The sequence below is a fragment of the Pseudomonas sp. SWRI81 genome, assembly GCF_014268545.1.
Classification (GTDB): Bacteria; Pseudomonadota; Gammaproteobacteria; order Pseudomonadales; family Pseudomonadaceae; genus Aquipseudomonas; species Aquipseudomonas hamedanensis.
Genome location: NZ_JABWQS010000008.1, coordinates 24,531 through 49,506, shown reverse-complemented (window position 1 = coordinate 49,506; position 24,976 = coordinate 24,531). Strand labels below are relative to the sequence as shown.

18 protein-coding genes are annotated in these 24,976 nt (G+C 60.8%); 16 read left to right on the top strand and 2 right to left on the bottom strand.

The window, feature by feature from the left end; genetic code table 11:
- Positions 1 to 9: 9 nt before the first annotated feature.
- The gene (gene aceE / locus HU765_RS07510) at positions 10 to 2,655 is read right to left on the bottom strand and encodes a pyruvate dehydrogenase (acetyl-transferring), homodimeric type (protein WP_186549437.1); all 2,646 of its coding nucleotides are present in this window, start codon (positions 2,653 to 2,655) and stop codon (positions 10 to 12) included.
- 384 nt (positions 2,656 to 3,039) lie between these two features.
- Here aceE and glnE point away from each other — a divergent pair, with 384 nt between their 5' ends.
- The 12 genes from glnE to HU765_RS07450 all read left to right on the top strand — a co-directional run bounded on the left by glnE (position 3,040) and on the right by HU765_RS07450 (position 18,545).
- Positions 3,040 to 5,979 (top strand): bifunctional [glutamate--ammonia ligase]-adenylyl-L-tyrosine phosphorylase/[glutamate--ammonia-ligase] adenylyltransferase, encoded by a 2,940-nt coding sequence (gene glnE, locus HU765_RS07505; RefSeq protein WP_186619588.1) that lies wholly within the window; start codon positions 3,040 to 3,042, stop codon positions 5,977 to 5,979.
- A gap of 730 nt (positions 5,980 to 6,709) precedes the next feature.
- On the top strand, positions 6,710 to 7,744 hold the full coding sequence (waaF, locus tag HU765_RS07500) for a lipopolysaccharide heptosyltransferase II (protein ID WP_186619587.1): 1,035 nt from the start codon (positions 6,710 to 6,712) through the stop codon (positions 7,742 to 7,744).
- 1 nt (position 7,745) lies between these two features.
- Positions 7,746 to 8,807 (top strand): lipopolysaccharide heptosyltransferase I, encoded by a 1,062-nt coding sequence (gene waaC, locus HU765_RS07495; RefSeq protein WP_186549434.1) that lies wholly within the window; start codon positions 7,746 to 7,748, stop codon positions 8,805 to 8,807.
- Entirely contained in the window at positions 8,807 to 9,928 is a 1,122-nt protein-coding gene (locus tag HU765_RS07490) for a glycosyltransferase family 4 protein (RefSeq protein ID WP_186619586.1), read from the top strand. Before waaC ends, HU765_RS07490 begins: the two co-directional genes overlap by 1 nt.
- On the top strand, positions 9,928 to 10,734 hold the full coding sequence (rfaP, locus tag HU765_RS07485; protein ID WP_186619585.1) for a lipopolysaccharide core heptose(I) kinase RfaP: 807 nt from the start codon (positions 9,928 to 9,930) through the stop codon (positions 10,732 to 10,734). Before HU765_RS07490 ends, rfaP begins: the two co-directional genes overlap by 1 nt.
- On the top strand, positions 10,734 to 11,468 hold the full coding sequence (locus HU765_RS07480; protein ID WP_186619584.1) for a lipopolysaccharide kinase InaA family protein: 735 nt from the start codon (positions 10,734 to 10,736) through the stop codon (positions 11,466 to 11,468). The genes rfaP and HU765_RS07480 overlap by 1 nt, the downstream gene beginning before the upstream one ends.
- Entirely contained in the window at positions 11,465 to 12,217 is a 753-nt protein-coding gene (locus tag HU765_RS07475; protein ID WP_186619583.1) for a lipopolysaccharide kinase InaA family protein, read from the top strand. Before HU765_RS07480 ends, HU765_RS07475 begins: the two co-directional genes overlap by 4 nt.
- Positions 12,217 to 13,668: a lipopolysaccharide kinase InaA family protein gene (locus tag HU765_RS07470; protein ID WP_186619582.1), complete on the top strand. Its 1,452-nt coding sequence runs from the start codon at positions 12,217 to 12,219 to the stop codon at positions 13,666 to 13,668. Before HU765_RS07475 ends, HU765_RS07470 begins: the two co-directional genes overlap by 1 nt.
- A 233-nt stretch (positions 13,669 to 13,901) precedes the next feature.
- Positions 13,902 to 14,204, top strand: a complete 303-nt coding sequence (locus tag HU765_RS07465) for a YceK/YidQ family lipoprotein (RefSeq protein ID WP_238344661.1) — start codon at positions 13,902 to 13,904, stop codon at positions 14,202 to 14,204.
- Positions 14,205 to 14,376: 172 nt separating this feature from the next.
- Positions 14,377 to 16,131 carry a carbamoyltransferase gene (locus HU765_RS07460; protein WP_186549424.1) on the top strand — a complete coding sequence of 585 codons (1,755 nt, stop codon included), beginning with the start codon at positions 14,377 to 14,379 and terminating at the stop codon, positions 16,129 to 16,131.
- Positions 16,124 to 17,032: a glycosyltransferase family A protein gene (locus HU765_RS07455; RefSeq protein WP_186549422.1), complete on the top strand. Its 909-nt coding sequence runs from the start codon at positions 16,124 to 16,126 to the stop codon at positions 17,030 to 17,032. Before HU765_RS07460 ends, HU765_RS07455 begins: the two co-directional genes overlap by 8 nt.
- Positions 17,033 to 17,084: 52 nt before the next feature.
- Positions 17,085 to 18,545 (top strand): hypothetical protein, encoded by a 1,461-nt coding sequence (locus HU765_RS07450; protein WP_186619580.1) that lies wholly within the window; start codon positions 17,085 to 17,087, stop codon positions 18,543 to 18,545.
- Positions 18,546 to 18,548: 3 nt separating this feature from the next.
- On the opposite strand, the gene HU765_RS07445 is transcribed toward HU765_RS07450, so the two are convergent.
- Positions 18,549 to 19,202: a lipopolysaccharide kinase InaA family protein gene (locus tag HU765_RS07445; RefSeq protein ID WP_186619579.1), complete on the bottom strand. Its 654-nt coding sequence runs from the start codon at positions 19,200 to 19,202 to the stop codon at positions 18,549 to 18,551.
- 124 nt (positions 19,203 to 19,326) lie between these two features.
- Here HU765_RS07445 and msbA point away from each other — a divergent pair, with 124 nt between their 5' ends.
- From msbA to hldE, 4 genes are all read left to right on the top strand, one after another.
- Positions 19,327 to 21,147 carry a lipid A export permease/ATP-binding protein MsbA gene (gene msbA, locus HU765_RS07440; protein WP_186619578.1) on the top strand — a complete coding sequence of 607 codons (1,821 nt, stop codon included), beginning with the start codon at positions 19,327 to 19,329 and terminating at the stop codon, positions 21,145 to 21,147.
- Positions 21,141 to 22,037, top strand: a complete 897-nt coding sequence (locus HU765_RS07435; protein ID WP_186619577.1) for a GNAT family N-acetyltransferase — start codon at positions 21,141 to 21,143, stop codon at positions 22,035 to 22,037. Before msbA ends, HU765_RS07435 begins: the two co-directional genes overlap by 7 nt.
- A 4-nt stretch (positions 22,038 to 22,041) precedes the next feature.
- Entirely contained in the window at positions 22,042 to 23,442 is a 1,401-nt protein-coding gene (locus tag HU765_RS07430) for a PIG-L family deacetylase (protein WP_186619576.1), read from the top strand.
- A 64-nt stretch (positions 23,443 to 23,506) separates the two neighbouring features.
- On the top strand, positions 23,507 to 24,928 hold the full coding sequence (gene hldE, locus HU765_RS07425; protein WP_186619575.1) for a bifunctional D-glycero-beta-D-manno-heptose-7-phosphate kinase/D-glycero-beta-D-manno-heptose 1-phosphate adenylyltransferase HldE: 1,422 nt from the start codon (positions 23,507 to 23,509) through the stop codon (positions 24,926 to 24,928).
- Positions 24,929 to 24,976: the final 48 nt, after the last annotated feature.

The window sequence follows — 24,976 nt, the reverse complement described above, 5'->3', positions numbered from 1 at the left end:
AATGTCTCCTCAGCAGTCCAGTGGGTTGCGTTTTTCCGGGTCGATGCCGAACTTGACGATGGCCTCGGCCACCACTTTAGGTTCGATATCACCACGGTCAGCCAGTGCTTCCAGGGCTGCCAACACCACGAAATGACGGTCGACTTCGAAGAAATGACGCAGTTTCTTGCGGCTGTCGCTGCGGCCGAAACCGTCGGTGCCCAAGACTTTGAATTCCTTGGACGGAACCCACTGACGGATCTGCTCGGCGAACAGTTTCATGTAGTCGGTAGAGGCGATAACCGGGCCTTTACGGCCGTTCAGGCACTCTTCGACGTAGCTCAGCTTAGGCTTCTGGCCAGGCTTGAGACGGTTGCTGCGCTCTACGGCCAGGCCGTCGCGACGCAGTTCGTTGAAGCTGGTAACGCTCCAGACGTCAGCGCCGACGTTGAACTCTTCACGCAGGATCTTCGCCGCTTCACGCACTTCGCGCAGGATGGTGCCGGAGCCCATCAACTGAACGTGGTGCGCCGCATCGCGAGTGTCTTCTTCGAGCAGATACATGCCTTTCTTGATGCCTTCTTCGGCACCGGCCGGCATGGCTGGCTGCTGGTACGACTCGTTCATCACGGTGATGTAATAGAAGATGTCCTGTTGCTCTTCGGTCATCTTCTTCATGCCGTCCTGAATGATCACCGCCAGCTCGTAGCCGTAGGTCGGATCGTAGGTGCGGCAGTTCGGGATGGTCGCGGCCAGCAGGTGGCTGTGACCGTCTTCGTGCTGCAGGCCTTCACCGTTCAGGGTGGTACGGCCGGCGGTGCCGCCGATCAGGAAGCCACGGGTACGGCTGTCGCCAGCGGCCCAGGCTAGATCGCCGATCCGCTGGAAGCCGAACATCGAATAGAAGATGTAGAACGGCAGCATCGGCTGGTTGTGGCTGGAGTACGAAGTACCGGCAGCGATGAACGAGCTCATGGCGCCCGCTTCGTTGATGCCTTCTTCAAGGATCTGACCTTTCTGGTCTTCCTTGTAGAACATCACCTGGTCTTTATCGACTGGCTCGTAGAGCTGGCCGACGGAGGAGTAGATGCCCAGCTGGCGGAACATGCCTTCCATACCGAAGGTACGGGCTTCGTCCGGGATGATCGGAACGATGCGCGGGCCGATTTCCTTGTCCTTGACCAGTTGCGCGAGGATCCGCACGAAGGCCATGGTGGTGGAAATTTCGCGGTCGCCCGAGCCATCGAGGATAGCCTTGAGGGTGTCCAGATCCGGCGTCGGTACGCTGAAGCTCTGTGCGCGGCGCTGTGGCACGAAACCGCCCAGTGCGGCACGGCGCTCGGCCAGATAACGGCCTTCAGCGCTATTCGGCTCTGGCTTGAAGAACGGCAGGTTCTCCAGCTCTTCGTCCTTGACCGGAATGTCGAAGCGGTCGCGGAACAGCTTCAGGCTCTCGACATCAACCTTCTTGGTGTTGTGCGCAGTGTTTTTCGCTTCGCCGGCACCGGTGCCATAACCCTTGATGGTCTTGGCGAGGATGACGGTCGGTTGTTCTTTGTGGTTGACCGCTTCGTGGTACGCCGCGTAGACCTTGTACGGGTCGTGGCCGCCACGGTTGAGTTTCCAGATCTCGTCGTCGGACAAGTCTGCAACCATCGCCTTGAGTTCAGGCGTGTTGAAGAAGTGCTCACGCACGAACGCGCCGTCTTTGGCTTTGTAGTTCTGGTACTCGCCGTCGATGACTTCGTCCATGCGGCGTTGCAGGATGCCGTCGACGTCTTTGGCCAGCAGTGGGTCCCAGAAACGGCCCCAGATGACTTTGGTTACGTTCCACTGGGCACCGCGGAACACGCCTTCGAGCTCCTGGATAATCTTGCCGTTGCCGCGAACCGGGCCGTCGAGGCGCTGCAGGTTGCAGTTGATGACGAAAATCAGGTTGTCCAGCTTCTCGCGGCCGGCCAGGGAGATCGCGCCCAGGGATTCCGGCTCGTCGCACTCGCCGTCGCCCAGGAAGCACCAGACTTTCTGTTTGCCCGGCTGGATGAAACCGCGGTGTTCCAGGTACTTCATGAAGCGTGCCTGGTAGATCGCCTGGATCGGGCCCAGACCCATCGAAACGGTCGGGAACTGCCAGAAGTCAGGCATCAGCCAAGGGTGCGGGTAGGACGACAGGCCCTGACCGTCGACTTCCTGGCGGAAGTTGTTCATCTGGTCTTCGGTGATGCGGCCTTCCATGAATGCGCGGGCGTAGACGCCTGGCGAGGTGTGGCCCTGGAAGTAGATCAGGTCGCCGCCGTGTTCGTCGGTCGGGGCCTGGAAGAAGTAGTTGAAGCCGATGTCATACAGGGTCGCACTGGAAGCGAAGCTGGAGATGTGACCGCCCAGGTCCGAATCTCGCAGGTTTGTGCGCATTACCATGGCCATCGCGTTCCAGCGTACCAGCGAGCGAATGCGGCGTTCCATGAACAGGTCGCCAGGCATGCGTGCTTCGTGGGTCACGGGGATCGTGTTGCGGTAAGGCGTGGTGATGGCGTAAGGGAGCTGCGAACCGCTGCGGGTCGCCAGTTCACCCATACGGGTCATCAGATAGTGAGCACGGTCTTCGCCTTCTTTGTCGAGAACCGATTCCAGGGCGTCCAGCCATTCCTGGGTTTCGACGGGATCGAGGTCTTGCATGGCTTGCTCCAGGGCGGAAAGGCTTCCAGAATCGGTTGCCTGAGTTTGCGACTGGCCTTGTGGGCAGACGATTTAAAATTCTTGGATTGCCGACAGGTTGTTCCGGCGGCGTGTAGTTTTACTACAAATCTTCCGGCATTTCAGCCTTTCGAATGTATAGACGAGTAGTAAAACTACAGATGAAAGGCTTGTGGCCTCCGACTGCGTTGTGAGAATAATCGTTAAGGTGGGTCGATTTCCATCCGAATAAGGTGAAAGTTTGATGCTGAATGCTAAAGAAGAAGAAATTTCAGCTATTTCTAACTTTTGTTCGACAGTCCTTCGCGTAGCGGGTTTTCATCATTCACTACAAGCGGCCATTTACACGCCGATCAAGGATAGACCATGACCCTGCCCGTGCTTGCCGAACTGCCCGCCATCCTCTTGCCGTTGGTCAGCCGATCCGAGCAGTCGTTCCGTACGGCTGTCGCCTCACTGGAGGACGATCATGGCCTGTCGAGCTGGACGCCGGAGCGCTGGGCGCAGTTCGCCCGCGTCACCGCCGCCAGCGAGTTTGTCATTGAACAGAGCGTTCGTGACCCTTTGATGTTGCTCTCGCTGGTGCAGTCCGGCGAACTCGACCGGGCCTTCGCGCCGGGTGAGCTGTGTGCTCAGATGGCCGCCGCGGTGAACGCCGCGCAAAGCGAGGATGAGCTCGGCCGTGCCTTGCGTCGTCAGCGCGCCCGGCATCAGGTGCGGATCATCTGGCGCGACCTGACGCGTCAGGCCGATCTGGTGCAGACCTGCCGCGATCTCTCGGACATGGCCGACGCCTGCATTGATCAAGCCTATCAGTGGCTGTACAGCCGCCATTGCGAACAATTCGGTACGCCGACCGGCCGCCGCAGCGGTCTGCCCCAGCCCATGGTGATCCTCGGCATGGGCAAGCTGGGCGCGGTCGAGTTGAATCTGTCCTCGGACATCGACCTGATCTTCGCCTACCCCGAGGGCGGCGAAACCGTCGGCGTGAAACGTTCGCTGGATAATCAGGAGTTCTTCATCCGCCTCGGTCAACGCCTGATCAAAGCGCTGGACCCGATGACCGTCGACGGCTTCGTCTTCCGTGTCGACATGCGCCTGCGTCCGTACGGCTCGTCCGGTGCGCTGGTGCTCAGCTTCAATGCGCTGGAGCAGTATTACCAGGATCAGGGTCGCGACTGGGAGCGCTATGCGATGATCAAGGCGCGTGTGGTCGCCGGCGATCAGGTGGCCGGTGCCCAGTTGCTGGAAATGCTGCGGCCGTTCGTTTATCGGCGCTATCTGGACTTCTCGGCGATCGAAGCGCTGCGCACCATGAAGCAATTGATCCAGCAGGAAGTGCGGCGCAAAGGCATGGCCGACAATATCAAGCTGGGCTCCGGTGGCATTCGTGAAGTCGAGTTCATCGCCCAGGCGTTCCAGTTGATTCACGGTGGTCGCGATCTGAGCCTGCAACAGCGCCCTCTATTAAAGGTGCTGAGTACGCTGGAAGGGCAGGGCTATTTGCCGCCGGCGGTGGTCAGTGAATTGCGCGAGGGTTATGAGTTCCTGCGTTACACCGAACACGCCATCCAGGCCATCGCCGACCGTCAGACCCAGATGCTGCCGGAGGGCGCGCAGGATCAGGCGCGGATTGCTTTCATGCTTGGCTTCGCCGACTGGGAGGCTTTTCATGAAAAGCTCATGTATTGGCGCGGTCGTGTCGCCTGGCATTTCGCCCAGGTGATTGCTGATCCCGACGAGGACGAAGGCGCCGCAAGCGAAGTGGTGGTGGGCGGCGAATGGCTGCCGCTGTGGGAGGAGGTGCAGGACGAAGAGGCCGCGTGCCGTCAGTTGCAGGAGGGCGGTTTTGCCGATGCGAGCAAAGCCCTGAAGGCGCTGGCCGGTTTGCGCGGCAGTCCGCAATTGCGCGCGATGCAGCGTCTGGGGCGCGAGCGGCTCGACGCTTTCATCCCGCGCCTGATCGCGCAAGCGGTGGAGCATGCCAATCCGGATCTGGTGCTTGAGCGCGTGTTGCCGTTAGTGGAAGCGGTGGCGCGGCGTTCGGCCTATCTCGTGTTGCTGACAGAAAATCCCGGTGCGCTGCGCCGCTTGCTGACGCTGTGCGCGGCGAGTCCGTGGATCGCCGAGCAGATCACCCGCTTCCCGTTGCTGCTTGACGAATTGCTCAACGAAGGCCGCCTGTTCAAGCCGCCGTTGGCGCCGGAGCTTGCGGCAGAACTGCGCGAGCGATTGACACGGATCCCTGAAGACGACCTTGAACAGCAGATGGAAGCCCTGCGCCATTTCAAACTGGCACACCGCTTACGGGTCGCCGCCTCGGAAATTGCTGGCAGCCTGCCGCTGATGAAGGTCAGCGATTACCTGACCTGGCTGGCCGAGGCCATTCTTGAGCAAGTGCTGGCGCTGGCCTGGCGCCAGACCGTGGCCAAGTACGGCACGCCGTTGCGCACTGACGGTACGCTGTGCGATCCCGGCTTCATCATCGTCGGTTATGGCAAGGTCGGCGGGCTGGAGCTGGGGCACGGTTCGGATCTGGATCTGGTGTTCATTCACGATGGCGATCCGCAGGCAGAAACCGACGGGCCGAAGTCGATCGATGGTGCGCAGTTCTTCACCCGACTGGGCCAGCGGATCATTCATTTGCTGACGGCACAGACCAACTCCGGCCAGCTCTACGAAGTGGACATGCGCTTGCGGCCCTCCGGTGCGGCGGGGTTGCTGGTGAGTTCCCTCGGCGCGTTTGCCCGCTACCAGGAAAATGAAGCGTGGACGTGGGAGCATCAGGCCCTCGTGCGCGCACGGGTGCTGGTTGGCAGCGCCGATGTCGGCCAGGCCTTCGAGAAAGTCCGTGCGCAGGTATTGGGCAAAGCGCGTGATCTGGCGACGTTGCAACAGGAAGTCAGCGAAATGCGCGCGAAGATGCGCGATAACCTTGGCACCCGGAGCACCGCGGCCGGGACCGCGGCAAATGCCTTCGAGGCCACCGCGCCCTTCGACCTCAAGCAGGACGCCGGAGGTATCGTCGATATTGAATTTATGGTGCAATACGCGGCTCTGGCGTGGTCGCAAAGTCATCCGCCATTGCTACGCTGGACCGATAACATCCGCATTCTGGAAGAGCTGGAACACCAAGGGCTGATGCCCGCCGAAGATGCCAGCTTGTTGCGCGAGGCCTACAAAGCCTACCGCTCAGCCGCCCACCGGCAGGCATTGCAGAAGGATGCCGGGGTGATCCCGGGCGACCAGTTTGCCGAAGAGCGCCGCCAGGTCATGCGAATCTGGCGGGAGATGGGGCTAGGCTGAAACGGTTTATGCAGCAGCCAACACCCTGTGGGGGCGGGCTTGCCCGCGAAGGCGGAGTGTCAGGCGACACTGACGCTGGATGTGCTAGCTCTTTCGCGAGCAAGCCCGCTCCCACAGTGGATCTGCGCTGAGACGCAGATATGCGAGTGAATGCAAAACCCTGTAGGAGTGAGCCTGCTCGCGAAGACGGAGTGTCAGACGACACTGATGCTGGATGTGCCAGCCCTTTCGCGAGCAAGCCCGCTCCCACAGTGAATCTGCGCTGAATGGCAGATGTGTGAGTGAATGCAAAACCCTGTGGGAGCGGGCTTGCCCGCGAAGACGGAGTGTCAGACGACATTGATGCTGGATGTGCCGGCCCTTTCGCGAGCAAGCCCGCTCCCACCGTGAATCTGCGCTGGATGGCAGATGTGTGAATGAATGCAAAACCCTGTAGAAGTGAGCCTGCTCGCGAAGACGGAGTGTCAGACGACATTGATGTTGGATGTACCGGCCCTTTCGCGAGCAGGCCCGCTCCCACAGTGGATCTGCGCTGAATGGCAGATGTGGAAGTGAATGCAAAACCCTGTGGGAGCGGGCTTGCCCGCGAAGGCGGAGTGTCGGACGGCAGAAATGTTGAATGGATAGGCCCTTTCGCGAGCCGCCCGCTCCCATAGTCGATCTACAATGTTTGTAGAATTCTCGAGGCGGGGAGGCGTAAATGCCTCCCCGGTTCGTTTTTGGAAAGCACATGAATATTCTGATCGTTGGGCCCAGTTGGGTCGGTGACATGGTAATGGCGCAGACACTGTTTCAGTGTCTCAAACAGCGCCACCCGCAATGCGCAATCGACGTGCTGGCCCCCGAGTGGAGCCGGCCGATCCTTGAGCGCATGCCTGAAGTGCGCAAGGCCTTGAGCTTCCCGCTCGGCCACGGTGCGCTCGAATTGGCGACCCGTCGGCGTATCGGCAAAACTCTGGCCGGCCAGTACGATCAGGCGATCCTGCTGCCTAACTCGCTGAAGTCGGCGCTGGTGCCGTTTTTCGCCGGCATCCCGAAACGTACTGGCTGGCGCGGCGAGTTCCGCTATGGCCTGCTCAACGACGTGCGCACCCTCGACAAAGAACGTTATCCGCTGATGATCGAGCGCTTCATGGCTCTGGCCTTCGAGCCGAACGTCGAGCTGCCCAAACCCTATCCCCGCCCGAGCCTGCAGATCGACCCGGTGACTCGCGAAGCCGCGCTGGGCAAGTTCGGTCTGACCCTCGACCGGCCGGTGTTGGCCCTGTGCCCCGGCGCCGAGTTCGGCGAGTCCAAGCGCTGGCCGTCCGAGCATTACGCCAAAGTCGCCGAAGCGCGCATCCGCGAAGGCTGGCAGGTGTGGCTGTTTGGCTCGAAAAATGATCACGCGGTGGGCGAAGACATCCGCGCACGGCTGATTCCCGGTCTGCGTGAAGAGTCGGTCAACCTCAGCGGCGACACCTCGCTGGCCGAAGCCATCGACCTGCTGTCCTGCGCTGATTCAGTGGTCTCCAACGACTCCGGCCTGATGCACGTCGCCGCCGCATTGAACCGTCCGCTGGTCGCCGTCTACGGCTCGACCTCGCCGGGCTTCACGCCGCCGCTGGCCGAACATGTCGAGGTCGTTCGGCTGGGTATCGAATGCAGTCCCTGCTTCGACCGGACCTGCCGTTTCGGCCATTACAACTGCCTGCGCCAGCTGATGCCGGACGCGGTCAATGATGCCTTGCAGAAGTTGCAAGGCTCCGTGGTCGAGGTTCATTAACTTGCGGGTACTGTTGATCAAGACTTCATCGCTGGGCGACGTGATTCACGCGCTGCCAGCGCTGACCGACGCCGCCCGGGCGATCCCCGGAATCAAGTTCGACTGGGTTGTGGAAGAAGGCTTCGGCGAAATCCCGACGTGGCACCCGGCCGTCGATAAAGTCATTCCGGTGGCGATCCGTCGCTGGCGCAAGAACCTTTGGAAGACGCTTACCAGCGGCGAGTGGAAACGCTTCAAGCAAAGCGTGCGCACCAATCGATACGATCTGGTGATCGATGCCCAGGGCCTGCTGAAAAGCGCCTGGCTGACTCGCTACGTCAAGGCCCCGGTTGCCGGCCTCGATAAAGGTTCGGCCCGTGAGCCGATGGCCGCACGTTTCTACGACCGCAAACTGGCCGTGGCCCGTGGGCAGCACGCCGTCGAGCGCGTGCGCCAGTTGTTCGCCATTGCGCTGGGCTATGACTTGCCCAAAGGTCTCGGCGATTACGGCCTCAACGTCGAGCGCCTGGTCGAGCTGCCGCGCAAGAGCGCCTTCGTCGTGTTCCTCCATGGCACCACCTGGGACAGCAAGCACTGGCCTGAAGCCTACTGGCGCGAACTGACCGAACGCGTCGGCTATCTGGGCGTGGGCGTCAAGCTGCCGTGGGGCAACCCGCAGGAAAAAGCCCGTGCCGAACGCATAGCCGCGGGTTTCAAGCACGCCGAAGTGCTGCCAAAACTGAATCTGGCCGGCGTCGGCAAAGTCCTCGCCGGCGCGCAAGCCTGCGTAGCGGTGGACACCGGTCTCGGCCATCTGGCTGCGGCGCTGGACGTGCCGACTATCTCGCTGTTCGGCCCGACCAATCCGGGTCTGACCGGAGCTTACGGCAAGTTGCAGATTCACTTGGGCAGCGACTTCCCGTGTGCACCGTGCCTGCAAAAGAAATGCACCTATCAACCGACTGCGCAGGATGCCCGTCAGTTTGACCTCAAGCGTGAGCAGCCGTTGTGCTTCACGCGTGTAAACCCCGAGCGTGTCGCCAGCCGACTGAGCACGTTGTTAATGGCTGAGGAGCTGCGCTGATGCAATTGGCATTCGTCCTGTACAAATATTTCCCGTTCGGTGGCTTGCAGCGCGACTTTATGCGCATCGCCCTCGAATGCCAGAAACGCGGCCATCAGATTCGTGTGTACACGCTGATCTGGGAGGGCGATGTACCGCCCGGTTTCGAAGTGCTGGTGGCGCCGGTCAAGGCATTCTTCAATCACCGTCGCAATGAAAAACTCAGTGCCTGGATGGCGGCGGATCTGGCCAGGCGCCCGGTGGACCGCCTGATCGGCTTCAACAAGATGCCAGGCCTGGACGTCTACTACGCCGCCGACGGCTGTTTCGAAGACAAGGCGCAGAACCTGCGCAACTCGCTGTACCGCCGCTGGGGCCGTTATCGCCACTTCGCCGAGTATGAGCGCGCGGTGTTCGCCAAAGACGCGAAGACTGAAGTGCTGATGATTTCCGAAGTGCAGCAGCCGCTGTTCATCAAGCACTACGGCACGCCGCTTGAGCGCTTCCATCTGCTGCCGCCGGGCATTGCTCAGGATCGTCGTCGTCCGGCGGATGCCGATGAGATTCGCGCCGGTTTTCGCGCTGAATTCGATCTGAAAGATGACGAGCTGCTGCTGGTGCAGATCGGTTCCGGGTTCAAGACCAAGGGTGTCGATCGCAGCCTGAAAGCGCTGGCGGCATTGCCAGCCGAATTGCGAAAACGCACCCGGCTGTTTGTAATCGGCCAGGATGACCCCAAATTATTCCAGATGCAGAGTGCAACGTTGGGCTTGGGCGACAATGTGACTTTCCTCAAGGGACGCAGCGATATCCCGCGTTTTCTGTTGGGCGCCGATCTGCTGATTCATCCTGCGTACAACGAAAACACCGGTACGGTGCTGCTTGAAGCGCTGGTCGCCGGCTTGCCGGTATTGGTCAGCGCGGTCTGCGGTTACGCCCATTACATTGCCGAGGCGGACGCAGGGCGAGTGCTGGACGAGCCGTTCGAGCAGGCGCAACTGACCCGATATCTGAGCGAGATGTTGAGCAACGACGCTGCCCGCGCAGCGTGGAGCCGCAACGGCCTGGCCTTCGCCGAAACGGCCGACCTCTACAGCATGCCGCAACATGCGGCCGATGTGATTCTGGCGGAGCACGCTTAATGAAGTTGATGCTGGCTGAACCGTTCAAGAGCCTTTGGGCCGGACGCGACCCGTTCGCCGAAGTCGAAGGCTTGCAGGGCGAGGTATACCGCGAGCTGGAAGCGCGCCGGACACTGCGCACGGAAGTCGATGGCAACGGATTTTTCGTCAAGATCCACCGTGGCATCGGCTGGGGCGAGATCTTCAAGAACCTGCTTACCGCCAAGCTGCCGGTGCTCGGCGCCGGCCAGGAGTGGAAGGCCATTCAACGCCTGCAGGAAGCCGGCGTACCGACCATGACCGCTGTCGCCTACGGCGAGAAGGGCAGCAACCCGGCGGATCAGCACTCGTTCATCGTTACCGAAGAGCTGGCGCCGACCATCAGCCTCGAAGATTTCAGTATCGACTGGGTCAAGCAGCCGCCCGAGCCGACGCTCAAGCGCGCACTGATCGCCGAAGTCGCGCGCATGACCGGCATGATGCATCGCGCCGGCGTCAATCACCGCGACTGCTACATCTGCCACTTCCTGCTGCACACCGACAAACCGGTTGCCGCGGATGACTTCAAGCTCTCGGTGATCGACTTGCACCGCGCCCAGACCCGTCCGGCCATTACCCGGCGCTGGCGCGACAAGGACCTGGCGGCGCTGTATTTTTCCGCGCTGGACATCGGTTTGACCCGCCGCGACAAACTGCGCTTTCTCAAGGGCTACTTCCAGCAACCGCTACGCCAGATCCTGGCTGAAGAAGCGCCGCTGCTGCGCTGGCTGGAAGGCAAGGCCAGCAAGTTGTATGCGCGCAAGCAGCGTTACGGGGATGCGCTCTGATGGCGGGTTGGACGCTTGAGCCGCAGTACCGTGAACTCGCCGAAGACTTCGGCAGCCTCGACGCCGTGTTTGCCTTGCAGGGCGAGCGCCTGACCCGTGATCCGCTGTCGGAAGTCATCCGGGTGCAGCGCAACGGCGTCAATTATTACGTCAAGCGCTACGTCGGCGCCGGTAAAGGCCTGCGTCGTTACGTGGGCAAGCCGCGGGTGAAGATGGAGTGGCAGAACCTCAAGCGTTTTGCCAAATGGGGCATTCCCACCGCTGAAGTGGTGGCGTGGGGCCTTGAACGACGCGGTGCGGCATACGACCGTGGGGCGATGATAACGCGCGAACTGCCGCGTACCGAGGACCTCTCGGCGCTGGCCGAGCGCAAGGACCCCAAGCTCAAGGATCGTGCCTGGGTGGACGGCATCAGCCAGCAACTGGCCGGTTATACCCGGACAATGCATGACCAGCGCTTTACCCATAACGACTTGAAGTGGCGCAATCTGTTGATCGACGATCAGGCGCAACTGTTTCTGATCGATTGCCCGAACGGCGATTTTTGGCGGGGCTTCTGGCTCAAGTACCGGATCACCAAGGATCTGGCGTGTCTCGACAAGGTCGCCAAATATCACCTGTCCAACACCCAGCGTTTGCGTTTCTACCTGCAATACCGCCAGTGTGACCGGCTCAATGCAGCCGACAAGAAACGCATTCGGCACGTGGTGAGATTTTTCGAGGGACGAGAATGACTGATTTTCTGGCCGCTGAAGATCGCGCGTTGCTTGAGCGCCACGGCCTCGACACCTTCGATGCATTGTGGGCCCGGCAACTGGAGGCGGTCGATGAGCCGAATACCGATGGCGGCGGCTGGAGCAGCGTGTTTCGTCTTGAACTCGAAGGCCGTGCCTTCTACCTCAAGCGCCAGTGCAATTACCTGACCCGCACCTTGCACGCGCCCTTCGGCGAGCCGACCTTTGCCCGGGAGTTTCGCAATATCAGTCGCTATCGCGAGCTGGGCATACCCGCGTTGCAGGCGGTGTTTTTTGGTCAACGCAAGATCAAGGGCGAAGTCCGTGCAGTTCTCCTGACCCGGGCGCTGGACGGTTGGGACGACCTCGACTCGCTGCTGCAACGCTGGTCGGATCTGACCGCGGCGCAGCACTCGGCCGTGCTCAAAGCCTGCGGGCAACTGGCGCGACTGCTCCATGGCCGGCGTCAGGTGCACGGTTGCTTCTATCCCAAGCACATCTTCATGCAGGCCACAGGCGACCACTATCGGGCGCAGTTGATCGACCTGGAAAAAAACCGCCCGCTGCTGTTCGGCCAGCGTGACCGGGTCAGGGACCTGGAGCCGCTGGTGCGCCGTGCTCCGCAGTGGAGCCATGCGCAACTGCGCGAATTGCTGGCCGCTTATCTCGACCAGCCGGCGGACAGTTCGCTGGTTGATAGCTGGCTTGTGCGCATGACGGCACGCCGCAGTCACAAGGAGACGCGTTGATGCAGTTGTCCGACCTGAAAAACGCCGGACGCACACCGTCGTTGCCGCTGACGGTGTCGCTGGCCGATGCGGCCGGCAGCGCCGATCTGCAACTGTTGACACTGCTGCGAGTTCTGCCGGGGCAGCGCTACGTGGGGGCTGGGGTGTGGCGCGGCCGGCCGGTGTTGGCCAAGTTGCTGGTCGGCAGCAAAGCGGCGCGGCATTTTCAGCGCGAGCTCGAAGGCGTCAAGTTGCTCGCAGCCCAAGGCATGACAACGCCGTTGCTGTTGGCCGATGGCTTGCGGGACGGAGAGGGTGGCTGGCTGCTTTTTGAGTTCCTTGAAGACGCCGAAAGCCTCGGTGATGCCTGGGCGATGGTCGAGGCGCTGCCGGCGCTGGCTGACGAGCAAGCCGCCGTGTTGGCCGAAGCGCTGGATGCCATCGGCCGACTGCACGGCAAAGGTCTCTGGCAGGAAGATTTACACCTGGACAATCTGCTGCGTCATGGTGGTCAGTTGTACTTGATCGACGGTGCCGGGATTCGCGCCGAGACCGCGGGCCAGCCATTGTCCCGGCAAAAAGTCTTGGAAAACCTCGGTGTGTTCTTTGCCCAGTTGCCCAAGTCGCTTGAACCGTTTACCGAAGAATTGCTGGTGTATTACCTGTTGAGCAACAGCGAGCATGCATTGCCACTGGAAGCCCTGCAGAAGCAGATCGACAAGGTGCGCAGTTGGCGCATGAAGGATTATCTGATCAAGGTTGGCCGGGAATGCACCTTGTTCGCGGTTCAGCGCGGTGCATTTGGCCTGCGTGCCATTCGCCGCGAGGAAGAGCCAGCGATGCTGCCCGTACTCGAACAGGTCGATACATTGCTCGAGCAGGGACACCTGTACAAGACGGGGGGCGCGGCCAGTGTCGGCAGGGTTCAGGCGGACGGTCGGACGCTGCTGGTCAAGCGCTACAACATCAAGGGTTTCGCTCATTGGCTCAAACGCTTCTGGCGCCCGAGTCGGGCCTGGCATTCGTGGCGTGAAGGCAATCGCCTGGCGTTCCTCGGCATCGCCACGCCAAAACCGTTGGCTGTGCTCGAAAAACGCTTTTTGTGGTTGCGCGGTCGCGCCTATCTGGTGACCGAGTTCTTGCCCGGACCGGACATTATCGAACGCTTTGCTCCGTACGTGGACAATGGCCAGGCGCCAGAAGCCGAGCTGCAGGCGCTGGATCAGCTGTTTGCGCGATTGATTGCCGAGCGCATCAGTCACGGTGATTTCAAGGGGCACAACCTGTTCTGGCAGAACGATCGCTGGGCGCTGATTGATCTGGACTCGATGTGTCAGCACGGTTCTATCGGCAGTTTCGCCCCGGCGTACGCCCGCGACCGTGCGCGATTCATGCGTAACTGGCCTGAAACCAGCGCGCTGTACCAAGTCATCGATCAGCGCTTGCCAAAAACAGCCTCCAGCCCTGAGTGAATCAGGCTCGCTCCCTCGCGGCATTCTCTTTTGCGCGAGCGAGCCTGCTCGCGAAAAAATGCCAAACGCACTGAACCTTGCTGCTGGCAGTAAGTAGCGGACAAGTACCGGAGACTTTTCCTACTGCCTCTGCAGAAGCCATGAACTGTCCCCTGCCAAATCCCGGTGCTAACTTGCCCGTCAATCTTGGAGGGTGAGTCTTGGGCATAAAAAGGACGGTGGCATCGGGTGCCTTGGCGTTGGTTCTGTCAGGCTGCGGCAGCGTCGCGACGGTTCTGCAAAACGATGCCGATGCCGCTCGTGACCTGCGCAAACAGAAAACCTACTGCCAGTCGATTCCGCGGGTGTACAGCGGCCTGGCCTTTGATTTTTGCGTATTGAATGCGCCTCCCGACCCAACGGGGTTCTTGGTGCCCTTCGTATTGCTCGATCTGCCGCTCTCCGCCGTCTTCGACACGGTGGCGCTGCCCTATACGGTTTATCGCCAGGCGACTGACGGTAACCTCAGTATTTACTGGCGCAAGGGTGGCTATTAAAGCTTCGGACGTGTTTTTAACAAGCCGTTCACGCCAGGGCAATTCGCACAGGGTAATTCCCTTCATGTTTACGCTATAATCCCGCCCTTTAGCTGTCACTCGCCTTGCGCGAGGGCACATCAATTTTCAAGGCGCATCGCGCCTGTATGCAGACTAAAGAGGCTAGACCCCTGTGGCATTGACGATTCTTGGCCTGTCCGGCGCCCTTAGCCATGATCCTTCCGCAGCCTTGTATATCGACGGCAAGCTGATCGCGGCGGCCGAGGAAGAGCGCTTCGTACGCGATAAACATGCAAAGAACCGCATGCCTTACGAATCGGCAAAGTTCTGCCTTGAACAGGCCGGCATCAAACCATCTGACGTTGACGTGGTGGCAATTCCGTTCGCCCCGATCAGTCTGTTCGGCAAGGCCCGCTGGCACTACGCCAAGCGCTACTGGTATGCCCCGGATCGCGCCCTTGATGCGATCCTGATGGGCAATCGCCGTTACAAGCGCTATCGCAACAAGATCGTCTGGTGCCTCGAGCAACTGGGTTTCGATCCGAAAAAGATCAAGATCGAGCCGGTCGAGCATCACCTGGCTCATGCTTCCAGCGCCTATCACTGCTCCGGTTTCAAAGAAAAAACCGCGATCCTCGGCATTGACGGCAAGGGTGAGTACGCCACAACCTTTTTCGGTTATGGCGAAAACGGCAAGATTCACAAGATCAAGGAGTTCTTTGATCCGGACTCTCTTGGCGGCCTGTACGGTGCGATCACCGAGTTTCTCGGTTTCGAGATGCTCGACGGCGAATTCAAGGTCATGGGCATGGCGCCGTATGGCGACGCCAGCAAATATGATTTCTCGCGTCTGGCCTCGTTCGAGAATGGCGAGCTGGTGATCAATACCGACTATGCCAACGTCATCGGCCTGCGTCGCTACAAAGAGAAGGGCAAGGGTTTTTACTTCTCGCCGAAGCTGATCGAGTGGCTGGGTCCCAAGCGCGAAGGCGACATCGCTGACGAACCCTACATTCACTACGCCGCCAGCATGCAGGCGCTGTTCGAAAAACTGGCGCTGCAAATGATCGACTATTACTTGGGCGACGTGCTCAAGGAAACCGGCAAGCTGGCCTTCGCCGGTGGCTGCGCGTTGAACGTCAAGCTGAATCAGAAAATCATTGCCCGCGACGACATCAAGGAATTGTTCGTACAGCCTGCCTCAGGCGATGCCGGCACCGCAGTCGGTGCTGCGGCCTATGTGTCCCACGCCCGCGGCGTGCCGGTCGAGAAGATGGAACACGTCTACCTTGGCCCGTCGTACTCCAACGAGGACGTGATTGCCGCCTGCGCCCGCCACGAGAACAAGCCGACCTGGCGCAAGCTCGACAACATGCCGGAGCAGATCGCCAAAATCATGGTCGAGGGCAACCCGGTGGCCTGGTTCCAGGGGCGTATGGAATTCGGTCCGCGCGCACTGGGCGGTCGTTCGATTATCGGCTGCCCAAGCGTGGCCGGTGTGGCTGATCGTATCAACCACCAGATCAAGTTCCGCGAGCGCTGGAGGCCTTTCTGCCCGTCGATGCTCGACACCGTTGCGCCACAAATGATCAAGATCGACCACCCGGCGCCGTTCATGACGTTCACCTTCGAAGTGGCTGAAGAGTGGAAGACCCGCGTGCCGGAAGTTGTCCATGAAGATGGTACTTCCCGTGCACAGGTGCTCAAGCGTGAATACAACCCGCGCTACTACGACATGATGAAGGCGCTGGAAGACCTGACAGGCAACGGCGTGTCGTTGAATACTTCGCTCAACCGCCGTGGCGAGCCGATGATCTGTTCGCCGACCGATGCGCTGAACATGTTTTTCGGCTCTGACCTGCAATATCTGATCATGGAAGATATTCTTGTCGTCAAAGAGGGTGTGCAAGGAAACAGTCTTGACTGAGACACTGATCAGCGTCGTCATTCCTGCCTACAACTACGCCAGGTCCCTGCCACGCGCCGTGGAGTCGGTGCTGGCGCAGTTGCATGAGGCTGCAGCGGATCTATTGGTGATAGATGATGGCTCGACAGACGCTACGCCTCAGGTGGTGGACGCGCTTCAGGCCGAACACGCCGGGCGTTTTCGTGCCTTGCGCAAGGGCAATGGCGGACTGTCTTCGGTGCGCAATCTGGGGATCGAGGAAACCACCGGGCGTTTTCTGATTTTTCTCGATGCGGACGACGAGATGGCGCCCGGAGCGCTGGCGGCACTGTCGGCGCATATCGCGAGTAATCCGCAGAGCCGGATGATCATCGGCGCTCACTGGTCGGTCTTCGCCGGCGGCAAGCGCAGCCTGCAGGCAGCCAAGCCGTTGCCGCTCACAATGCGCCAGCGGGTGAAGGGCTATCTGCTGGACAAGACGGTGTCGATCTCCAACGGCGCCTGCGCCATGCATCGCGAGGTATTTGCTCCAGGGGGCTACCCCGAACACCTGCGCAACGTGGAGGACCTGCCGGTGTTTGCCCAGGTCCTGGCGCGCTTTCCGTGCAGTGTGGTGGAGCAGCCTCTGGCGCTGATTTACAAGCACGCTGACAGCATGCGTCATGACTTGCGGCAGAGCCTTGCGGCCGGAACAGAGCAAGTCGTCAATGAAGTTTTTTCAAGCCAGCGGATGCCGCAGGAGCTTCAGGACTTGCGCCAGGCTTTCCTGGCCCAGCGTTGCCTGTCCTTGTTTCGTGACTGCTACTCCCATGGCGAATACGCACTGGCCAAGACGTTTTATATGCAAGCGCTACGTGCCGACTGGCGCATCCTTGGGCGTTGGTCGTACTTGCGTAAAGCCTTGCGCCTGCTGTTCCGATAGTCGGATTATTGTTTTTTTGCGTACCTGTGGCGCGTGATGTTGAGGGGGCTGGGTGAAAGGTACGGACAGTAAATGGGCGGTCAAGGCCGCTCAAGTAATCAATGAGCGACCGGTCAGTGTGGCGTTCTGGGCGAGTATCCTACTGTCGCTGATTGCTGTGTCGGGTACCGCAACGGTCGGGCGAGACGCCGCGTTATACATCGATATCGCGCAACAGGTCGTCGAGCATGGGCCTGATGTCGCCTGGCTGCACTTCGACTGGCCCTGGTTTTCCATCCTCCTGGCACTGACCCATCGCTTCGTGCACTTGCCGCTGGAGCTGAGTGCTTATATCTGGTGTGGGCTGTTTTTCGCCGGTACCTCTGCGTTGATGGTCGATTGTGTCCGTCGGCGCTCTCCCGAAATCGCCGGCTGGGCGTGTCTGGTCGTGCTGGCGATGCCTGCGGTCAATGCCTTTCGAAACGACATCATCCGCGAGTGTGGTTTCTGGTTCTTCTGCACGCTGACCCTTTGGCTGGCGCTGCGCTGGCAGGACCGTGGCGGCTGGTTGCGGGCAATCCTGATTCATCTGGCGATTGTCTTCGCAGCGTTGTTTCGCCTGGAAGCCTTGCTGTTGCTGCCGGCGCTAGGGCTGTGGCAGTTGCCCAATCTGTGGCCTTCCGAGCGGCGCATGCAGTTTGTGCAGTTCGCCCTGCTGCCAGTGTTGGGGCTGGTGGCCGCGTCTGCCTGGGGCGTATTCATGTCGGCGCGCTTCATGGTTTATCTGGACATGATTGCGCCCCACAGCGTGTATGCCTCGTTCCAGATGCTTTCAGAGCAGTTTGCCAATTCGCTGATCAACAAATATTCGCAAGACGAAGCCGGGCGCATCGTGTTTTTCGGCATGCTGGCCGCGCTGGTGATAGGTTTCGTCAAGTTGATGGGTCCGTTTGCCGTGCCTTTCGTGCTGCGTCGCAATTGGGCAGTGTTGAGGACCTACTGGCGTGACTATCGTCCTTTCGCCTGGGCTGCGCTGCTGTATCTGGTCGTGCTGATCCTTTTCTTCATCAAACAGCAGTTCATGAATACCCGTTACCTGAGTTTCCTGAACCTGTTATGTGTGCCGGCACTGGCCTTGGCGCTGGCGGCTTTTGCCCGACAGTTTCCCCGCTGGGCCAAGGCGGTTGTGGTCGTGGCGCTGCTGGTGATGCTGTCCAACGTGATTTCTACTGGCGCCGGGAAGACCCACTACGTTGCGGCGGGGCGCTGGATGTCCACGCACGTCGAGCGGGATGCCGCCGCCTGGTTCGAAGACGGCCGCATCAGCTATTACGCCGGGCGGGGTTATGTCGTGCCTGAGCTGACCCGTGAGCAGGCGATGTCCCCGCAGTACGCCGGCAATTACCGCTACTTCCTGATCGAAGGAAAAGGTGATGAGCCGTGGCTGCAGGCGTGGCTGGTGGCGCACAAGATGCGCATCATCGAGCGCTTCGCCAATCGCAAGGGCGCCACGATTCTGGTTATCGGCCCGTAAGGCTCAGTCGAGCAGCGGGCGCAGGCGCTCGATCAGCGGCGCCTGGCGGTTATGCGGCAGCGCCTGACGGTAGCCCTCGAGAAAGGTCTGGCCGGCGTCGTTGCCGAGCAACCACTGGCGGTCTTCCTTGTAGCGAAGCAGGTGGGCAAAGTTGCGCAGGCGCTTGTTGTCGCTCAGGGCGCGTGTCTGGCAGCGCAGGTCGGCGATATCGATCAGGCCAAGGTGGTTTTCCGGGGTCTGTACCACATTGCCAAAGTGCAACGAGCGAAAGTACACGCCTTTTTCATGCAGTTGCGCGATGAACGCTCCCAGCCGGGCGCGCAACGTATCGGTTTCTTGCGCCGTGCCCTGCAATTGCCGCACGGTTTCGCCCGCCAACGGCGTGTAATACACACCGTCGCGCTGAATGCTCGGAATGCGGTAAACCGCAATCACGCTCGGACACAGAATGCCGCGCTGCTCCAGCGCCCTGGTGTTGTTGGCGAAGCGTTGAGCGTAGGGGAAGAACAGCGCAGAACTGAACAGGCGTTTGCGACGAAACAGTTTGAGCATGCGACCGTCGGCCAGCCTCAGCACTTTGTCGCCGGAGCCGTCGGCTTCCAGTACGTGTGCACCCTTGCGCAGTGCCTCGTAAGTGCTGTGATCAATCGATTGCATGCCTGACTCCCCATCGTGAGCCGGCTATCTTAACCGACTTGGCCAAGGCTGGCGCCCAGTGATGTTTATTGGCACAAAAGGGCCTGTGATATCATCGCCGCCTCACTGATTTGCGCGGATTCCCATGAGCAGTCCTGAACCGAAAGCCCAGTCTACGCTGGCGATCTATTTCCGCCTTTTGGCTTACGTGCGGCCCTACGCCGGCCTGTTCATCCTGAGTATCGTCGGGTTCCTGATTTTCGCATCGACCCAACCGATGCTGGCTTACATCCTCAAATATTTCGTCGACGGCCTGGCCAATCCGGAGGCCGCCCTGTTCCCGGGCAACCCTTATCTGGGCAAGTTGCAATTGCTCGAAAGCGTGCCGCTGTTGATCGTACTGATTGCCGTCTGGCAAGGGGTCGGGTCTTACCTGGGCAACTACTTCCTGGCCCGGGTTTCTCTGGGGCTGGTGCATGACCTGCGAGTGGTGCTGTTCAACAAGTTGCTGGACCTGCCCAACAGCTATTTCGACAAGAACAACTCCGGTCACCTGATTTCCCGCATTACCTTCAACGTGACCATGGTCACTGGCGCTGCCACGGATGCGATCAAAGTGGTCATTCGTGAAGGCATGACGGTGATTTTCCTGTTCTGCACGCTGTTGTGGATGAACTGGAAGCTCACCCTGGTCATGGTCGCCATCCTGCCGGTGATCGGCCTGATGGTGAACAGCACCAGCAAAAAATTCCGCAAGCAGAGCAAGAAGATTCAGGTGTCGATGGGTAATGTCACCCACGTCGCTTCCGAGACGATTCATGGTTACCGTGTCGTGCGCAGTTTCGGCGGCGAAACCTATGAAAAGGTGCGCTTCCGTGACGCCAGCCAGAGCAACACCGACAAGCAACTGACCATGACCAAGACCGGCGCGGTCTACACGCCGATGCTGCAACTGGTGACGTACAGCGCGATGGCGGTGGTGATGTTTCTGGTCCTGTACCTGCGCGGCGATGCCTCGCCCGGCGACCTCGTGGCCTACATCACCATGGCGGGTCTGCTGCCCAAGCCGATTCGCCAGCTCTCCGAAGTCAGCTCGACGATCCAGAAAGGCGTGGCCGGTGCCGAAAGCATTTTCGAGCAACTTGACGAGCCGGCGGAAATCGACCGCGGGACGGTCGAGCGTGACCGTCTGCAAGGGCGCCTGGAAGTGCGCAACCTCAGCTTCAGCTATCCCAACAGCGAGAAGAAAGTTCTCGACGACATCAGTTTCGTTGTCGAGCCGGGGCAGATGGTTGCGCTGGTGGGGCGCTCCGGCAGTGGCAAGTCCACCCTGGCGGGGCTGATTCCGCGCTTCTATCAGCACGAACAGGGGCAGATTCTGCTTGATGACGTGCAGGTGCAGGACTTGACCATGCGCAGCCTGCGTCGGCAGATCGCGCTCGTCACCCAGCAGGTCACCCTGTTCAACGATACGGTCACCAATAACATTGCCTACGGCGATCTGGCGGGTGCGCCGTTCGATGAGGTCAAGCGCGCGGCCACCGAGGCCTATGCCGATGAGTTCATCATCAAGATGCCGCAAGGCTATGAAACCCTGGTCGGCGAAAACGGCGTGCTGTTGTCCGGCGGTCAGCGTCAGCGTATAGCCATCGCCCGGGCATTGCTCAAGGATGCGCCGCTGCTGATTCTCGACGAGGCCACATCGGCCCTCGATACCGAATCCGAACGGCATATCCAGGCGGCGCTCGATCACGTGGTGCAGAACCGCACCACACTGGTGATCGCTCACCGCTTGAGCACTATCGAGAAGGCGGATCTGATCCTGGTCATGGACGAGGGTCGGATCGTCGAGCGTGGTAGCCATGCTCAACTGCTGGAACTCAACGGTTACTACTCGCGCTTGCACGCCAAAGAGTTCGAAGAAGGTGATGAGCCGCAACCGACCCATGCGACCGACCTATGCTGACGGCGTTTCGCGTCTGGCGTGAACGCGGCTGGAGCGAGATCGACCAGGCGGCCTATGCGCAGGCCTGGCAGCGCTTTGGCGGCAGTGTTGCGACGCACCCCGACGTCGTTGAGCGGTTGTCGACGTTTGTCGGCATCAAGCTGCACTATCTGGGCTGGATCGTCGACGGGGAAGTGGTCGCCGCCGTTGCCTGCTGGGGCAGGCACGCGGCCTTGTCCAAAGAGGTGCTCAAGCGCGAGGGCAAGCGCGGGCTGCTCGACATGGGCAATGCCGAGCTGATTCTGCCGATCGCCCCGGACGTTGTGGTCCCGGTGCGTCAGCGCATGGCCTACGTGTCGCAACTCAATGCCGAGCGGATCAGCACCCTGCGCAGTCAACCCGAAGGCCTGGCGCTGGCGCGGTTGCCTGAGGATTATTCAAAGAAGTTTCGCTACAACCAGCGTCGCGAACAGCGCCTGCTGGAAGAGGCGGGCGGCGCGCTGGTGCCAATGTCTGATTTCACGCCGCAAGAGCAGGCCGCCGCTTACGGCGATCTGTTCCAGCGCCGCTGGGGCTTCGAAGTGCCCGGCAAGGCCGGGCTGGTCGAGGTGTTCACCCTGCTGCGCGAGTTCATGACCGGTTCGGTGGTCATGCTGGATTCGGCGCCTGTCGCGATCCAGATTCTTTACCGGGTCGAAGCGCCGGAATGGGTTTCGCTCGAATACGTCAATGGTGGCGTCGACCCGCAAAGCCGCGAGTTCAGCCCGGGCAGCGTGCTGAGTTTCGTCAACACCCAGCAGGCCTGGGCGGATGCGCAGGCGCTGGGCAAAACACTGCGCTATTCGTTCGGTCGTGCCGACCGTGAATACAAGGATCGCTGGTGCCACACGGTGCCCGTCTACAAGGTCTGAAGCCATGACTGCTCGCAAACAACAGCTGCTCAAGGCGCATCGACGCAGCAAGCGATTGTTCCTCGTCGCGTTCCTGATCGCGCTGCTGGCGGCCGGGTTCTGGCTGGGCTGGTGGCTGGTGCCGGTGCTGCTGGTGCTCGCGTGGGTGGCTCATGAGGCGTGGTTTGCCGATCACCTGTTCTATCGGGCGACTGACGACTATCACTACCACTTTCCCGTCGGTACCGCGCGTCAGGCTGTGAGCTTCGACGCTGGCGTCGTGCGCCTGAGCGAGCCGCTGGCTGAGGGCGAAACACTGCTGCTGGAGCTCGAAGTCAAAGCCAGTTGGCTGGGCCGTTGGCGGGACCCATACGTCGAGGCGGGCGATGATCGCCAGGACTTCGAGCGTGGGGTCAGGGGGCGTCGCTTTGTCAATCTGTCGGGGCAGGCCGCGGCGCTGGCACAGAACGCCCTGGCCTTGCGTGGCCGCCACTGCACACTCGGTGCGGCGGGCACGTTGTGGGTGATGGCTAATCCTGACTATGCCCGACAACGGGTCATGGTCATTGCGCCCCATGCCGACGACGCGGAGCTGGCCGCGTTCGGCCTTTATAGTCGCAGTGAAGAAGCGAGCATCGTCACCCTGACTCAGGGCGAGATAGAAGCCGACCACTTTCAGCATCTGGGTCTGGACAAGGCTCAGGCGGCACGGTTGAAGGGCAGGCTGCGCAGTTGGGACAGTTTGACCATTCCTCTATGGGGCGGGGTGCCCGCCGCTCGGTGCGTGCAGTTGGGGTACTACTGTCTGCAATTGCCGGCCATGGCCGAAGCGCCCGATACAGCATTCGGCTCGCGTGAGTCTGGCGAGAATGATGTGCGCAGTGTCCGGCGGCACAACCCGCTGCGCCTGCCGGGCGATGTTGACGGTGCGCCGACCTGGACCCACCTGGTGGCCGATCTCCAGGCACTGCTGGAGCACTTTCGCCCCGAAGTGGTTGTCACGCCTCATCCCGAGCTTGACCCGCACAGCGATCACGTGGCCTCCACCCGCGCCGTGCTGGAAGCCATCGCCGCCAGTTCCTGGAAACCGGCGACCCTGCTTATGTACGCCAATCATCTGCATGACAACGACCGCTGGCCCATGGGCCCGGCCGGCAGTGGTATTGCGTTGCCGCCGGCGATCGAGCCGTTGCCGGCCGATCGTTTGTGGAGTCCGGTGCTGTCGCCGGATGTGCAACTGGACAAGGCCATGGCGCTGGCCATGGAGCATGACTTGCAGGGCGCGGAGGGTTTCAAGCGACAGCTGCGCCGCTTGATCCAGCAGGTGCTTGCAGGGCGGCGCTGGCCTGTCACCGGCAGTAACGAGTTTTTCCGCAAGGCCGTGCGGCGTCATGAGCTGTTCTGGGTGCGCGACCTTTCAGATTGAAGCGGACGGCGCTTTACCCTGTGTTAATATCGCGCCCCTGTTCATTTTGTATGTGGGTTGCTCCATGAAGTTGTCCATGCCGCGTTTCGATCAAGCCCCTGTCTTGGTAGTCGGCGATGTCATGCTCGACCGTTACTGGCATGGCGGAACCTCACGGATTTCCCCTGAGGCACCGGTGCCGGTGGTTAAAGTCGAGCAAATCGAAGACCGTCCGGGCGGTGCCGCGAACGTTGCCTTGAACATTGCCGCGCTGGGTGCGCCGGCCTCGCTGGTCGGGGTGACCGGTGATGACGAAGCCGCCGACAGCCTGAGCAACAGCCTCAAGGGCGCGGGCGTACGCGCCTTGTTCCAGCGCATTGCGCACCAGCCAACCATCGTCAAGCTGCGGGTCATGAGCCGGCACCAGCAACTGCTGCGTATCGACTTCGAGGAACCGTTCGCCACCGACGCGCTGGCCCTCGGCTCGCAGGTCGATGATTTGCTCGAAGGCATCAAGGTGCTGGTGCTTTCCGACTACGGCAAGGGTGCCTTGAAAAACCATCAGGCGCTGATTCAGGCGGCCCGGGCGAAAAACATCCCGGTGCTGGCCGATCCGAAGGGCAAGGATTTTTCGATCTACCGTGGCGCCAGCCTGATCACCCCGAACCTCAGCGAATTCGAAGCCATCGTCGGCGGTTGTGCCGACGAGCACGAGCTGGTCAGCAAGGGCGCGACGCTGATGCACGATCTTGACCTCGGCGCGCTGCTGGTCACCCGTGGCGAACACGGCATGACCCTGCTGCGTCCGGACCAGCCGGCGCTGCACTTGCCGGCCCGAGCCCGTGAAGTGTTTGACGTGACCGGCGCCGGCGATACCGTGATTTCGACGCTGGCCGCCGCGATTGCCGCCGGGGAAGAACTGCCGCACGCGGTGGCGCTGGCCAATCTGGCTGCCGGCATCGTTGTCGGCAAACTCGGTACCGCGGCCATCAGTGCCCCGGAACTGCGCCGCGCCATTCAGCGTGAAGAAGGCTCCGAGCGCGGTGTCCTCGGCCTGGAACAACTGCTGTTGGCCGTGGCCGATGCCCGGGCGCATAACGAAAGGATCGTCTTTACCAACGGCTGTTTCGACATCCTGCACGCCGGCCATGTGACCTATCTGGAGCAGGCCCGGGCCCAGGGCGATCGTCTGATCGTGGCGGTCAATGATGATGCTTCGGTCAGCCGCCTCAAAGGCCCTGGTCGTCCGATCAACAGCGTCGATCGGCGCATGGCCGTTCTTGCCGGGCTGGGAGCCGTGGATTGGGTGATCAGCTTCCCTGAAGGCACGCCGGAAAACCTGCTGCGCGAAGTCAAGCCGGACGTGCTGGTCAAGGGCGGCGATTACGGCATCGACCAAGTGGTCGGCGCTGACATCGTTACTGCTTATGGCGGCACCGTAAAAGTGTTGGGTCTGGTGGAAAACAGCTCGACGACCGCGATTGTCGAAAAAATCCGCAGTCGCTGATCAGATGAATTCTTACCGTAGTGAACTGTGTGCAAACGGATTTTGCCT